Raw genomic sequence first — 14,795 nt, 5'->3', positions numbered from 1 at the left:
CCCATAACCTCACCAAGCTCGCCAGGGCAGCCGCTGCCTGATGCACGGCGGGCGCGCCGGCGAGGAATACCGCTCCGCCCCAGCGGCGGTCAGTCCGAAATGCGGTTACCGGGACGCGCTCCTAGCCTGCAGATTGTCCTGCAGTTCAACCCTAGCCGGGCGGGCTGGGGCCAGACTTGCCTGCGACCTCTTTCACTGGGAGCGGGTCTACTGCACCTTCGCGCCGGTGGCACGGATTACCTCCGCGAAGAGCCTCTGCTGCGCGGTGCGGAAATCAGCTAGCTCCTGGGACGTCGTCCACTATGTGGTCGCGCCGTTCTCCTCAAAGAATCGGCGCAGCCCGGGATCCTGCGGCGCCTGCTTCGTGAGAGAGGACATCCGCTCGACGAGCGGCGCTGGTATCCCCGCTGCGCTGTACTGGAATGGCCACAGTGGATCGGCCTTCGGCTTTGCTGCGATGCTGCCGCCCGGGCCTGCGCCGGGAGGCAGCCGCAGACCACCTTCTGGATCGAACCGGAGCCGTCCATTTGGCCAATCGGCGCTGCACGCTTTGGGCTGCGGCCGGAGAGCCTGGTGGTTGTCACCGCCTCCGGAGTGGACAGCCTCTGGACCGCGGAAGAGGCGTTAACGGCCTTACTGCCGTAGTCCGCGGCCAAGAGGCCCGCCGCCTTTCCCGGTCTGCGGGGTCGACTATTATTGCGAATGATTGGTGGTTGGCATCGTCCGGCGCGGCTTCAGGCCGAACGATGCCGAGCGGGTGTTTTATAGAGACGGCTTGGGTGCAGTTGAAAGTTTCGACGCCGTGGACAAAGGTCGGGCATCCGCCCAGATTTCAGCACAGTTCAAGATCACCCGAGCCCTCTCAATAGCAGACGATCTTTTGGCCATGTGACGTAAATGGGAGCGGTGCTAGCCGGCTGGACATCATCCCGTTGGACGTGATTGAGATCGTCACTATGCGCACAGGCACCCACGGTTTCCTAACGCCAGAGCAAGCGGTGACCAGCTTGGAGGAGATCCACGCCGCTGCGATTACTATATTGCGAACGATGTTGGCTCGCTTCGCTGATGGCGGACCGCCGCCGACGACGGAGGAGCGGGCGCAGTTCTGCTACCCCGAGCTGCGCGTGGACTGGGTGCCGGGCAGCGGGCCCATGCCGCGCAACCGCCGCGCCTGGGCGAAGCTGCAGGAGCCGGGAGTCTACGCGACAACCGTCACCCACCCTGGCGCCTTCAGATCCTACTTGATCGAGCAACTGACCCCGCTGGTCTCGGAGTACGGGGCAACACTCTCGGTTGGTCAGAGCCGGCAGGAAATTCCATACCCATACGCAATGCAGTCGGGCGAGGAGTTGAGTGCCGGGCGGGCCGGGGCAGCGGAGCTTGCACGCCACTTTCCGACGCCCTTGTTGTCGGAGGTCGGTGACGAGGTAGCGGACGGCCTTTGGGAGTTCAAGCCAGGTCAGCCTCGGCCACTGGCGCTGTTTGATGCGGTGCGGGTGGACTACTCACTCCGTCGCATCGTTCACTACACTGGAACTGACTGGCGGCACGTCCAGCCATGGATCCTTCTCACCAACTATCAGCGCTACGTTGATCAGTTTGTTCAGCGGGGTCTCACCGAACTGGCGACGCCGGACAGCCCCTACGTGGCCATGGCGCTGCCTGGCGGTGGGCTAATCCGCCGTAACGAGATCTCTGTCGAGGCCGCTGTTGCGCTGGTTGCCGCGGTGCCCTGGCAGCGCTTTCAGATGCCTGCCTACCACCTGATCCGAGAAGACGGGCAGGGTGGGACCACTATCGTTAACATCGGCGTCGGCCCTTCAAACGCTAAAACTGTGACCGACCATTTGGCCGTCCTGCGCCCGAACTGCTGGATCATGGTCGGCCACTGTGGCGGCCTGCGAGCGACACAGCAGATCGGTGACTACGTGCTGGCGCACGGCTACTTGCGGCGCGACCGCATCCTCGATGACCTGGTCCCGCTCGAGGTTCCGGTTCCGGCGCTCGCCGAGGTGCAGGTGGCGCTGCAAGATGCGGCGGCGAAGGTCACCGGCGAGCAAGGCGACGAACTGAAGCGGCGCCTCCGGACCGGCACTGTGGTGACCTACGACGACCGGAACTGGGAGCTGAGGTGGAGCAAGGAGCGGCGGCGTATCAACCTGGCCCGTGCCGTGGCCGTGGATATGGAGAGTGGCACACTGGCGGCGCAGGGTTACCGGCTGCGCGTGCCGTATGGCACTCTCCTGTGCGTTTCGGACAAGCCGCTGCATGGTGAAATCAAGCTGCCGGGCATGGCAACGGCTTTCTATCAGAGGGCAGTGAGCGAACACCTCGACATCGGCCTCGCCGCTTTCGACATTCTACGCAGTCAACTTGGTGGACTGCACTCGCGCAAGCTCAGAAGCTTCGACGAGCCGCCGTTTCGCTGATTCGCAGCACAGCTCGCCTGTTCGGCTAACATCATTTGCAATCATCCAGTCTGGAAGATTGAAGCATCTCCAGCGGGATCCGTTAGAGACCAGCGTATATGTGGATCCGGACAGCGATAATCTGCTGGGCAAAGGTCATTGCTCGGGCGCCGTGCCTACCCAGCATGGGGTCTCAGTAGCGGAGGAGGCGCCCAATGGCGGCCCCTCACCCTTGCCTTGCCTCGCAGCGCCGTGCCTAGAGCGGATTCCCACCCGGCGCGAGATCTGATTCACCGTGCCTGCTGGGCACGGAGGCCAGCTTGCATGGCGAGAACCCCGTCCGAAGATCTACGCGCCCGGCTGAACGCCACCAACTGCGGGATCCAGGCCGACAAAGGGCTATGCGCAGCAATTTAGTTCTTGATTCGTTCTTGATCGTCTCCCACCCTGCCCGCATGCGCCCATCCGATCCAGAGCCTCCCGAGCCCGCCGCTGCCGCACCGGTCGCCACGATCCCGCTATCCCCGGCTGAGCCGGCGGAGGTTGCATCGGCATTGGCCTACGGGCTGCGCTTCGACGAGCGGGGCCGTCCCCGCCGCGGCATGGCCTGGGAAATGGCCGCCACCCTGCTGGCGGAGCAGCTGGTGCTGCAGCTGGAGCGGGCCAACTTCGTGGTCCTGAAGCGTCCGCCCCGGCCGCCGCACAGCGCCGGATAGGCTGCCAGCTGTCGACACGAAAGGGCACACCCCCCTGGCCAACTAGCAGGCTGCTGAAATTCGATTTCCGTGCGCCCGGCGTGAAAGATTATTCGCCTACAGTTGCGGCAAACGGGCGCAAATTTCGCATCGGCATTCCGCCTGATTATATTCTTTCGTAGGGCTGTTGAACGCGGCGAATTTCAGCAGCCTGCTAGGTGGGGTGCAACGGCCAAGCGGTGCAGGACCAATGCCGCCATCCAGACCCGACACCTCATTCGACCATGCCGCCGTCCTGGCGGCCCTGCGGTCCCGTGTGGCGCGTTTGGACGGTGCGGGTCGGGCATTGCACGCACCAAGCGCAATCCCGGTCTGTGCGGGGCTACCGCTGCCCGGCGGCGGGCTCGCCCGCGCCACGGTGCATGAGGTGCTGGCGACCTCGCCCGGTTGTGGCGCCGCCTTCTGCGCCCTCCTGCTGGCCCGCACGGGCGGCACGGTCCTCTGGATCGCCACCGGCCGGGATGGGCTGCTGGCCTGGCCACCCGGGCTTGCGCAGTTCGGCCTGGACCCGGCCGACCTCGTCCTCGTCAGGGCTAGGCACTGGCCGGATGCGCTCTGGGCGATGGAGGAGGCGCTGCGCTGTCCGGCGGTGACCGGCGCGGTCCTGGCCGGTGATGGCCCGCTGGACCTGACGGCAACGCGCCGCCTGCAGCTGGCCGCGGAGACGGGCGGAGCCCTCGGCCTGCTGCTGCAGCCTGACAGGACCTCTGCTGCGCACACGGCGGTCTCCACCCGTTGGCGGATCGGATCGCTCGCCGTCGAAGATGGGCTGGCGGACCCGCGCTGGTTGTTGGAGTTGCTGCGAGGGCATTGTCAGGTTGTTGGGGTGGTGGACGCGTTTGAGCGCGCGGTACGAAACCCAACAAGCTTACGCGGTCCTCTGGACGCACGTCTCCTGCCGCCAGATCCGGAATGCCTTGGCGCGGGCATCGCGGTACTCAGCGGCGGTCATCAGATGCCGCCGCGGACGGAAGTGGCCATAGATCATTGCGTGGGGATGACAGGAAGCGCTGCGCCTGCCCCGGCGACTTGAACCGCTGCATCTGCCGCTCTTGGCGCCGCGTCGGTCGGTGCGAGTTCTCGGCACGGTTGTTCAGGTAGCGACTGGTTCGGTGCTTCACCTCGGGCAGGATATCGCGGTGTGCCACGCCGTAGCTGCGCAGGCCATCGGTGACGAGGCGCTTTGGCTTGTACTTCAGCTCAGCGAGCAGGCGTTTGAAGAAGCGCTTGGCTGCCGTGGCGTTCCGGCGATCTTGGACCAGGATATCGAGGGCAACGCCGTGCTGGTCCACCGCGCGCCAGAGATAATGGAGCTCGCCATTGATTTTCAGGAACACCTCATCGAGGTGCCAAGTGTCGCCCGGCTTCGGCCGGCGCCTGCGGAGCTTGCGAGCGAAATCGGCGCCGAACTTGAGGCACCACTGCCGTATGCTCTCGTGGGGGACCGTGATGCCCCGTTCGGCCAAGAGCAGTTCCACGTCGCGCAGGTTCAGGCCGAAGACATGGTACAGCCAGACCGCATGGCTGATGACCTCGGCCGGGAAGCGGAATCCAGGATAGGTGGCGGGCTCGGACGTCATCCTGCCACCATGCCCCAGCCACTTCGTTCCAACTAGAGACTGCCAAGTTGGCAATGCCTGTAGAGCGCATGGTGGATGCGCTCCAACGTCCGGTCGGCACCGTCAGGTTGAGCGGGAGTTGACGGCGAGCTCTTCTATCTCTGGCGCGCGGTGGACCAGCACGGTGTCGTGCTCGACATCTTGGTCCAGGAACGCCGCAACGCCACGGCCGCCAAACGCTTCTTCAAACGCCTGCTGGTGGGCCTCAAGTACAAGCCCCGCAAGCTCGTCACGGATGGGCTCGGCAGCTACGGTGTCGCACAGCGCGAGGTCCTGCCCGGTGTGCGGCATCGGACCAGCCGCTACCTGAACAATCGTGCTGAAAACTCCCACAGACCGACGCGACGTCGAGAACGCCAGATGCAGCGGTTCAAGTCACCAGAACAGGCCCAGCGGTTCCTCTCAGCACACGCGATGATCTATGGCCACTTCCATCCACGTCGGCACCTGATGACCGCTAACCAATACCGTCGTTCGCGCGACAAGGCCTTCCGGATTTGGCAGCAGGGGACGTGTGCCAGATGGCGGCGTGAGGTCGCGCAAGCTCCGCCCTGCGATCAACCTCGTCTTGCCATCAAACAACGTGACAATGCCCGCGCTGGCGGATGTGGTGCTCGTCGTGCATCGGCTATGCCTCGGTCTGCCAGATCGATATTCAACACCATATGGCCGGCTGACAATAGTTGCGTTTCGTTCTGGGGGACGTACCGTAGCGTGTGAGTCCCTCCACTCTACGTCGAGCGCTCCCGCCTCATGCTGTGGACCAAAGCGAGATCACGCCCGCCCTCTACTGTCCGGCGCCAGCACCGCGACCGGCTGCTCTCCGACCAGTGCACCGACACCGGCGACTTCGCCCCTGCTCTCCACCACCCGGCCGGATAGCAGATCGCGCCAGTGCGTCACGCCGGCAGCCCCCTGCGGCCAGGCGAGCGTTGTGTTGCTCCAGCCGGAATTTGCCTCAAGGCGTGCCGGGAAGCGTGCCGCGACGACCAGCAAGGCGTCCTCACCATGCCTGCGGGTGAAGGTGCACAGGTGATCGGCTTTCGGCCCCGACACGGCGACCGGTTCGTAGGTGCTCTCGGCGTAGAGCGTCGGATGCTCACGGCGATGGGCGAGCAGGGTGGCGGTCAGAGCCAACTTGAGGCGGCCGTCATGCCATTCCTCGAGCATCGTGGCCGTAGTCTCGGCGCGATCGCGCGCTAGAGCCGCGGAAACCTCCTCCAGCACCCGGCGGCGCAGGTCGTAGTCCACCGGTCGGCGGTTGTCGGGATCCACCAAGCTGAGGTCCCAGAGCTCGGTGCCTTGGTAGATGTCGGGCATGCCGGGCAGGGTTAGCTTAAGGGCTGTTTGCACCAGGCTGTTACGGAAGCCGAGGCGCGCAACGCGTTCCTGGAAGGGCAGGAAGGCGTCGAGGAAAGTGCCAGAGCGGGAGGGGGCGAGCGCCTCCCGGACGAAGCTCAGCATCCCTTCCTCGTAGGCGGTGTTTGGCGCGGCCCAGGTGGTGTGGCGCTTGGCCTCGCGCATCGATTTCACCATGGCGCCTTCCATGCGCTCGGCGAAACCGCGCAGGGCCTCTGGCTCGGGCATCCCGGTGCCGGTCAGCTCCGCCGGCCAGGCGCCGAGCAGTAGCTGGTAAAACAGGTACTCGTCGTTGCGGTCGGGCGGCGCGGTGCCTTCCACGTCACCGCGGCGGGCGCGCAGGATGCGGCTCCAAGTCTGCACCTGCTGCGCCCATTCCTCCGGCATCTCCGATAGCACGGCGAGCCGAGCTCGGGTGTCCTCGCCACGTTTGGTGTCATGGGTGGAAGTGCCGAGCATGGCGTGCGGCCATCGCGCAGCACGCTGTGCGTTCGCCTTGTGGAAGGCAGGCAATGGCACGCCAAAGTGGTCGGGGTGCCCGCCCACTTCGTTGAGCGCGACGAAGCGGTTGTAGCGGTAGAAGGCGGTATCCTCAAGCCCTTTGGCCATCACCGGGCCGCTGTACTGTTGCACCCGCATCGCAAAGCGCACCACGCTGTGCCGGCTGAAGCCGCTGCGTGGTTCCGCGACCATGTCGGTGGTCAGCAGCCGGTGCAGAAAGTCGAAGACGCTCGGGTCGAGGTCCGTCTCGTTCCGCCGCGCCTGGGCGATGGCCCAGTCGATGTCACGCCGATCCGCCTCGGTCGGTGACACGGTGCCGTCCACATAGGTGCGGTAGACCGGGAAGCAGGTGACGATCTCCTTCAGCGCCCGTTGGAGAATGTTGCGGGTGAAGTCGGCGGTGCGTGGGTTTTGCCGCGCTACGCGGGCCGCATCGCGGGCAAGCACATTCAGCTCGCTCGCCATCTCGTTCAGCATGATGCGCAGCTTGCAGTCGCGCACGGTCTCCGCAAAGGGCTCGCCGCCGCGGATAAACTCCGCGTAGGTCCGGGTGAAGCCTTCCTCGCCGGCCGGGTCTACCAGCAGGCCAAGCACGAGGTTGGCGAACTCGTAGCCTGTCGTGCCTTCCACCGGCCAGTCGTCGCGTAAGAACTCATGACGTGATAGGATCTTCTCGACGACCAGGTAGAAGGGACGCGGTGCTGCTTCCCGCAAGCGCTCCAAATAGCCTTTGGGGTCCAGCAGCCCGTCAATGTGGTCGATCCTGAGCCCCTCCAACGTGCCGTCCTCCAGCAGGGAAAAGACGAAGCGATGGGCATGATCGAAGAGCTCCGGCAGCTCCATCCGTAAGCCGGCCAGCTCGTTGATGTTGAAGAAGCGCCGGTAGTTGATGTCATCAGCAGCAACGCGGAAATGTGCGGCGCGCCAGTGCTGGTCTTGGATCAGGGCGTCCAGCGCCCGCCAAGTCTCGAACTTGCCGGGTTGGCCGTTCAGCCGCCTGACTGCCGCGTCCACCGCCTCCCGCACATCCGCACGCTCGCGCGTCAGTGCCGCGAGCTCAGCCTGTAGGTCGCGGGCGCGCGCGGCGACGCGCGGGCGCCAATTGGGCAGACCAGAAAAGGCATCGCCTAGCTGCTCAAGCTCCGGATGCGCGTCGCCCAGCACGCGCTCGTAGTGCAGGGGGCAGATCGGCAGCTTGTGCGTGCCATAGGCCCAGACGGCGAAGCCGCCCATCTCCGGCTCAAAGCGGAGTTCGAGCTGGCCGGCCTCCAGCACCGCGCCGTACTGGTCACCGAGGAAGGGCACCAGCAGCTTGTTGTAGAGGTAGCGCCGGTCCGGATCCCAGTCGATGTCAAACCAGCCCGCATAGTCGCTGTCCGGTCCCCATTCCAGCACGTCGAGCCACCAGGGATTGTCGGCACCACCGACGCCCATGTGGTTCGGCACGAAGTCGAGTACCTGGCCCAGGCCATTCTCCTTGAACACCGCGGACATGGCGCGGAACTCCGCCTCGCTGCCCAGCTCGGGGTTCAGCACGCCGTGGTCCACGATGTCGTAGCCATGGGAGGAGCCCGGTCGCGCCTTCAGGTAGGGCGAGGCATAGACATGACTGACGCCGAGGCGCGCGAGGTAGGGCGCCAGCGCCGCCGCGTCCCGGAAGCCGAAGCCCGCGTGGAACTGCGGACGGTAGGTGGCGCGGGGGATCGGCGGCGGACCGGTCTCAGGCATTGTCGATGGGTCCTTCAGGATGGGTGGCACCGCGCTCGGCGCGGAAAATCTCGGCGATGTCGATGAAGCGCGGGCGGGAGGCGAGCTCCTCCAGCGTCATCGAGAGCCGGCGACGCCAGTTTGGATGCTCGTCCGAGGTGGCCGGCACGTTCACCGGATCGGCCTCATCGGTCAGGTCGTCGATCTGGGCCATGGCGAGGACGGAGGGACTACGGGCCAGGAAGGTATGCGCCGCACGCGAAAGGTGCGGGATGTCGGGTTCCTCATTCTCCGGCAGGAGCTCCTGTTGCCGTAGAGCGGTCAGGAGTTGCGCCTTGTCGCGCTGCCGTGCCTCGCGTTGGCGTCCTGCTTCCTCCGGCTCCGGGTAGAGGTTCAGGCGCTCCCTCAGGTCGATGTCGCGCCCCTCCCACCAACCACGCAGGGTCGGAAGGTCGTGGCTGCCAAGGACCGCGAGTGCCAGGTTTGGATAGACTTCCGGCGGCAGGAAGGCGCCCGTGTCGCCCTCTTGCTCGAAGAAGAGCACCCGGTAGGAGAGGATATTCGCCTCCGCCATGCGCTCCCGGAAGCCTTCCGGCACGGTGCCGAGATCCTCGCCAACCACCAAGCAGTGCTGCCGATGGCTCTCAAGCGCGAGGATGCCGACCATGTCCTCCATTGGATAGGCGACATAGGCGCCGGTCGCCGGCGTCTGCCCTTGCGGCACCCAGTAAAGGTGCTGAAGCCCCATGACGTGGTCGATCCGCAGACCGCCAGCGTGGCGCATATTGGCGCGGACCAGCTCGATGAAGCTGCGGTAGCCTTCCTCGCGCAGAGCACGGGGGTGAAAGGGCGGCAGGCCCCAGTCCTGACCGGCCGGGTTGTAGATGTCAGGCGGTGCCCCGACCTGCGCGCCGGAGACAACCGCAGCCGCATCCGCCCAGGTCTCCGCCCCAGCGCGGTCGGCGCCGACGGCCAAGTCGCGGTAGAGACCGACCGCCATTCCGCGCTCCGCAGCAGCCGCCGCCGCTTTGCAGAGTTGTTGATCGGCAACCCACTGCTGCCAGATCAGGAAGTCGAGGCGGCGACGGTTCTCCTTCGCAAAGGCTGCCACGGCGGGTGAGTGAGGGTCGCGGTACTCTTCTAGCCAGGCATGCCAGTCCGCATGGGCCAGGTCACGCCCGGCGAAATGCTCGCGCAATGCCAGGAAGAGACAGTTTCGCTCCAGCACCTCACCCCGCTCGCGCCGAAACGCCTCGAAAGCCTGCCAGCGCGTCTGATCGGTAGCGGTGCGGCAGTTGTCGAACAGTGTCTCTAGCACCGAGAGCTTGATGGCCGTGACTTTGGCGTAGTCCACCAGCGGCTTGGCGCGGCAGGCCTCAAGCTCGGCGCGGAACTCGTCGGAGGCGATCAGCTCCCGGGTGTCCGAGCAATCCAGCAGCTCCGGCACGGCCGTGACGTCGATGTTCAGGATATTCAGCAGCAGCCGGCTGGCTGGTGAGTAGGGGCTGGCGTGCTCCGGGTTGTCGGTGAACATGGCGTGCAGCGGGTTGAGGCCGATCACATCGGCGCCGCGGGGGGCGGCCAGCTCCACCAGGCTGCGCAGGTCGCCGAAGTCGCCGATGCCCCAATCGGTTGCCGAGCGCAGCAGGTAGAGCTGCGCCGCGATACCCCAGAGCCGCCGCCCCTCCGTAATCGCATCCGGCAACCAGCAGCGCCCGGGAGAGACGACCAGGGTGGTCGCCGCGCCGCCGGGATTGAGGGTCAATTGGTGATAGCCCAGCGGGACGTCGCCCTCCAGCACCAAGCGGCGGCACTCCAGCCTGCTGCCCTCGACCTCGCGCTTGGCCAGCAAAGTCAGGCTGGAGAAATCTGCCCGGCCGGTCATCTTGCCGCCCTCCTCCAACGCGAGGCGCCAGGCAAGCTCACCGGTGCCGGCCGGCAGAGTGAGCTTGACGGCGAGAGGTTCGGCCCCGGCGCGCAGCACCGCGATCGGCGGCAAGGGGCGCGTCCACTCAGCCTCATCCAACGCCTCAAGCGCCGCGCGCGCTGCCTCCTCGTCCGCTGCCTCGACGCCCATGGCGGCGAGCAGGCTGCGCTTCGTCTCCGGAGAGGTGCGCACCATGTCGCCGCGCGCGTTGCGGAATTCGGGCTCTATCCCCATGCGCTCGGCAAGCTCGTCCAGTACGCCGCTGCTCGAACCCTCCTCGATGGTCCAGCGCACGGACCAGGGGCCGAACTCGCCCCCTTCGCCCGGCTCGCCCTCTCGCCAGATCACCCGGCCCGCCGCGGCGGGGAAGCCCTCCACCCGTGCACCGGACAGGTTGGCCGCGAGCGTGAGTGTGCCATCCCCGCCGAGCGACCAGCGCACCATTACTGCGCCCTCTCCGATCACCTCGTAGCGCCCACCGCTCCGAATGCCAGCTAGGTGCGGTACGATTTCAGCGTGGCGAGCGGCGATGGCATTGCGATACCAGTCGAGCCAAGTGGCGTGGTTCGGCTGCGTGGCGTCTTCCCAACGCAGTTTGGCGGAGACGAATGTCGCCTCGGCCGTCGGGTCGGGGATGCGCTCGCGCGTCGCCGGGTCCTGGAACTCAGGGAAGCGCGCGAACTCCTCACGCCGGCCCTTGCGCACTGCCTCGGCCAGCTCCGGCCCGAAATCGGCGAAGAAGGGGAAGGGCTGCGCCGCCGTCCATTCCTCGCCCATGAACAGCATCGGCACCTGCGGCAGCAGCAGGTAAGTGGCGGCCACCGCACGCACCGCCTCGGCCGGGGCGAAGTGGGGCAGGCGGTCGCCGAAGGCGCGGTTGCCGACCTGGTCATGGTTCTGGATGAAGGCGACGAAAGCGGTAGGTGGCAGTGCTGCGCTCGGCTCCCCCCGCGCATGGCCTCGATAGGGCATCTGCTCGCCCTGAAAGGCGAAGCCCTCCGCCAGGGCGCGGCCAAGCTTGTCCGTGTCGCCGTGGTAGTCGGCGTAATAAGCCTTGGCTTCGCCGCTCGCCGCCACGTGCAGCACGTGGTGAACGTCGTCGTTCCACTGTGCCGTGTACCAGCGGGGCTGGCCGTCCTCGCCGCGCACCAGCCGGCTCGCCTGGTTCTCCTCGTTTTCCAGTACCAAGTGGATGGGGCGATCCGGCGCCGCGGCGCGCACGCGCTCGGCCAACTCCTCCAGCAGGTGCTTTGGGCTGTCGTCCAGGATGGCGTGCACTGCATCCAGCCGCAGCCCGTCGAGGTGGAACTCCTCAATCCAGTAGAGGGCGTTGTGGATGAAGTACGCGCGGACGGGACCACTGTCGGGCCCGTCCATGTTGATGGCGGCGCCCCAAGGCGTCTTGTGCCGGTCGGTGAAGGTCTCGCAGGCGGTGGCATGGAGGTAGTTCCCCTCCGGCCCGAAGTGGTTATAGACCACGTCGAGCATGACCATCAGACCGCGCTCGTGCGCTGCGTCCACCAGGGCTTTCAGGTCCTCGGGGCGGCCGTAGCTAGCATCGGGCGCGTAGGGCAGCACGCCGTCGTAGCCCCAGTTCCACCGACCTGAAAAATCTGCGACCGGCATGATCTGGATGGCCGTGACGCCCAGTGAGACGAGGTGGTCGAGCTTGCCGATGGCGGTGCGGAAGGTGCCCTCGGGCGTGAACGCGCCGATGTGCAGCTCATAGATGACCGCCTCCTCCCACGGACGGCCGCGCCAAGCGGCGTCACGCCAGGCATGTGCGGCGGGGTCGATCACCTCGCTCGACCCATGTACATCCTCGGGCTGGTGACGGGAGGCCGGGTCCGGCACGCGCAGGCCGTCCGGCAGGACGAAGCGATAGCGTGTGCCGGGGCGCGCCCGGTCCGTTACCAGCTCATGCCAGCCCTCATCGGCGGACTGCATCGGTGCCGGCTCCGCACCATCCAGCTCCAGGCCGATTTTCTTGTGCGACGGCGCCCAAAGCCGAAAGCGCACCCGCCCGTCCGACAGAATCTCGGCGCCGAAAGGCATCCGGTGCGCGCGCTGCACCGTGCCTCCGGCCTCTGCATCCAGTAGGGCGAGTACGCCGCGCAGTGGGATGGCGACCCAATCCGGCCGGTTCGCCAGCTCGTAGACCACCTCGTAGAGCGCCTTTTCCAGCATGAAGAAACGCAGCACGCGCTCGGCCGCGGCGCGGTCCGACGGGAGAAAGACGCCGCCGCACGTCGCTTCCAGGTAGGCGTCGAGGTAGGCGCGCGAGGCCTCGGCTTCCCAGACCGAGAGACGCCCCTGTGCCGCGCCCCGCTCGTGCTCCGGCAGCGTGCGTGCTGCTGCCGCGGCGGCATAGGCCAGTGACCGGAGCATACCGGCGATGTCACGCAGTGCCGCATGCTTGGTGCGTCGTTCCTCGAGAGGCCGCATCGGCTCGCCTTCGAAGTCAACAATCACCGCGTCACCATCCGTGACCAGTACCTGGCCAAGGTGGTAGTCGCCGTGGTGCCGTGTCTTGGCGAAGTCCGGTGCCTCGGCGAGCGCCGTCCGTAGCCGCTGGAACAGGGCGTCGCCACAGGCCAGTAACTCCTCAGCCAGGCTGCGCGCCTCCGGCCCCAGCCGGTCCTGCGCCGCCGCGAGCCCGTCCAGCGCGCGACGTGCCATCGCCTCGGCCGCGCCGACCCAGGCTCCCCGGTCCGCGGAGGCCACCGGCTCCGGCCGGAACGCCGGGTCGGCCGTGTCGGTGGCGAAAGCACGGTGCATCTCCGCCGTCCGTCGGCCAAGCCGGTGCAACCATGCCGTGGCTTCTCCATAGCTCTCGGGCCGTGCCAGCCTATCAAGCACCCAGGACCAGCCATCCCCTTCGTTGGGCACGAAAGCCTGCAGGACGGAGAGAGTAACGGCGCCGGCGCCGGTTGCGCCGTCCAGTTCGGTCCACCCGAGCATTGCCGGGGTCGCGGCGAAGCCGGCCTCACCGGTAAGAAAGCGGCCGACCTCGAGCTCCGGGTGGACGCCTTCCTCCAGCTTCCTGATCACCTTCAGGATCGCGCCCTCGCCGATGCGGATGGAGGTGTTCGACTGCTCGGTGCTGCCCCGGCGAACGGCCCAGTCCCCGCCAGGTTCGAGCCCAGCGCGCGCAAGCTGCTCCATCCGCCCGGTGCGGAGCTGCCCGGTGGTGGAGGCCGCTTCGTGGCGCAGCAGGATCTCCATCCAGGCACGGACAAAGGCGTCCACTGAGAAGGCCTCGACCAGTCGCAGCTCTTCGGCCTCTTCTCTCTCCTTGGACGGGGGTGCGCAGATTACCTGCGCGGCGTTGGCCGTTTCGGCTCGAACCAGCGCGAGGGGTACGAAGAGATGCAGCGGCGCTTGCCCGGGCGGCGTGACCTGCCAGGCAGCGATTGCTGCCGGCATGCCCGGCACCGGGAAGGGCAGTAGCGCCGCGAGCGTGACCGTTGGCCGGCCCCCATCTTTTGCGGGGTACCAACGCTGCTTCAGCAGGAAGTCCGGCAGGGCGGCCAGGGCCGCCGCCTCCAACCCTGTGGGCCAGGCTGCGGCCGAATCTGACGGAGTGATATCGTTCTCGGGAAATCGGCCGGAAGAGGATGGCACAATGGACCTGCGGGGCTGGTGCGGAGCCGGCCAAACAGCAATCCGCCCCTGACGTTCCGAAACGGCGGCAGGAATAATCCTTGCCAGTCGTCCCAGCGCTCAGGAGAAAAAGATCCCTGGTCGGAAACGGGCGCGGCTTGCCCCTGTTCTGCTGCGGCTGATCAGGAAGGGTTACCAGGATGGACGCGCGGGTCGAGACAGCAGCGCCGCAGGTGATGCGGCGGTCACGGGTGCGGGAGGGGCTGCCGTTCCCGCTAGGCGCGACCTGGGACGGGCTTGGCGTCAACTTCGCCCTGTTCTCGGCCAATGCGACCAAGGTCGAGCTCTGTCTGTTCGACGATGCGGGGGAGACGGAACTGGAACGGCTGGAGTTGCCCGAATACACGGACGAGGTCTGGCACGGCTACCTGCCGGATGCGCGGCCGGGGACGATCTATGCCTACCGCGTGCACGGGCCCTACGAGCCCGAGGCCGGCCACCGCTTCAACCCCAACAAACTGCTGCTCGACCCCTATGCCCGCGCCATCGTCGGCGACCTGACCTGGGGGCCGGAGGTCTTCGGCTACACGCTCGAAACCGAGGACGACCTGACCTTCGACGAGCGCGATAGCGCTCCCTTGATGCCGAAATGCCGGGTCATAGACCCTGCCTTCACCTGGGGGCGCGAGCGCAGTCCGGGCGTGCCTTGGGATCGCACGGTATTTTACGAGACGCATGTGAAGGGCTTCACCAAGCTGCATCCCTCCCTGCCGGAGGAGATGCGGGGCACCTATGCCGGCCTCGCTTCACCCGAGGTGGTGGACTACCTGCGCACACTCGGCATCACTTCGGTCGAACTGCTGCCGATCCACACCTTCATCAACGACAACTTCCTGCTGGAGCGGGGGCTGAC

Annotated in this window: 5 protein-coding genes and 2 pseudogenes; 4 read left to right on the top strand and 3 right to left on the bottom strand. The window is 66.6% G+C overall.

What is annotated here, in order from left to right:
• The first annotated feature begins 938 nt into the window (after positions 1-938).
• Entirely contained in the window at positions 939-2,432 is a 1,494-nt protein-coding gene (locus H7965_RS25580; RefSeq protein WP_390624613.1) for an AMP nucleosidase, read from the top strand.
• Positions 2,433-2,965: 533 nt separating this feature from the next.
• Positions 2,966-3,127, top strand: coding sequence for a hypothetical protein (locus H7965_RS25575; RefSeq protein WP_186773383.1), 162 nt, complete (start codon positions 2,966-2,968; stop codon positions 3,125-3,127).
• Positions 3,128-4,034: 907 nt separating this feature from the next.
• On the opposite strand, the pseudogene H7965_RS25570 reads toward H7965_RS25575, so the two are convergent.
• Positions 4,035-4,746 (bottom strand): annotated as a pseudogene (locus H7965_RS25570) (IS6 family transposase).
• A 150-nt stretch (positions 4,747-4,896) separates the two neighbouring features.
• Here H7965_RS25570 and H7965_RS32055 point away from each other — a divergent pair.
• Complete coding sequence (locus tag H7965_RS32055; protein WP_186773382.1) at positions 4,897-5,505, top strand: DDE-type integrase/transposase/recombinase; 609 nt, start codon at positions 4,897-4,899, stop codon at positions 5,503-5,505.
• Positions 5,506-5,559: 54 nt separating this feature from the next.
• Here the strand turns inward: H7965_RS32055 and treY are convergent, their stop codons facing one another.
• Positions 5,560-8,373: a malto-oligosyltrehalose synthase gene (treY, locus tag H7965_RS25560; protein WP_186773381.1), complete on the bottom strand. Its 2,814-nt coding sequence runs from the start codon at positions 8,371-8,373 to the stop codon at positions 5,560-5,562.
• On the bottom strand, positions 8,366-13,903 hold the full coding sequence (gene treZ / locus H7965_RS25555) for a malto-oligosyltrehalose trehalohydrolase (RefSeq protein ID WP_315898711.1): 5,538 nt from the start codon (positions 13,901-13,903) through the stop codon (positions 8,366-8,368). Before treZ ends, treY begins: the two co-directional genes overlap by 8 nt.
• Positions 13,904-14,082: 179 nt before the next feature.
• Between treZ and H7965_RS25550 the strand changes: the two are divergent.
• A pseudogene (locus tag H7965_RS25550) lies at positions 14,083-14,795 on the top strand (glycogen debranching protein GlgX); the annotation flags it as partial.

It is taken from the genome of Siccirubricoccus deserti (assembly GCF_014283215.1).
GTDB lineage: Bacteria > Pseudomonadota > Alphaproteobacteria > Acetobacterales > Acetobacteraceae > Siccirubricoccus > Siccirubricoccus deserti.
The sequence above is the reverse complement of the archived record's forward strand: the minus strand, read 5'-3'. Positions and strand labels throughout refer to the sequence as shown.

What these genes read in the sequence shown, in the direction of transcription:
- treY (WP_186773381.1), bottom strand. Translation starts at nt 8,373, where the DNA reads ATGCCTGAGACCGGTCCGCCGCCGATCCCCCGCGCCACCTACCGTCCG.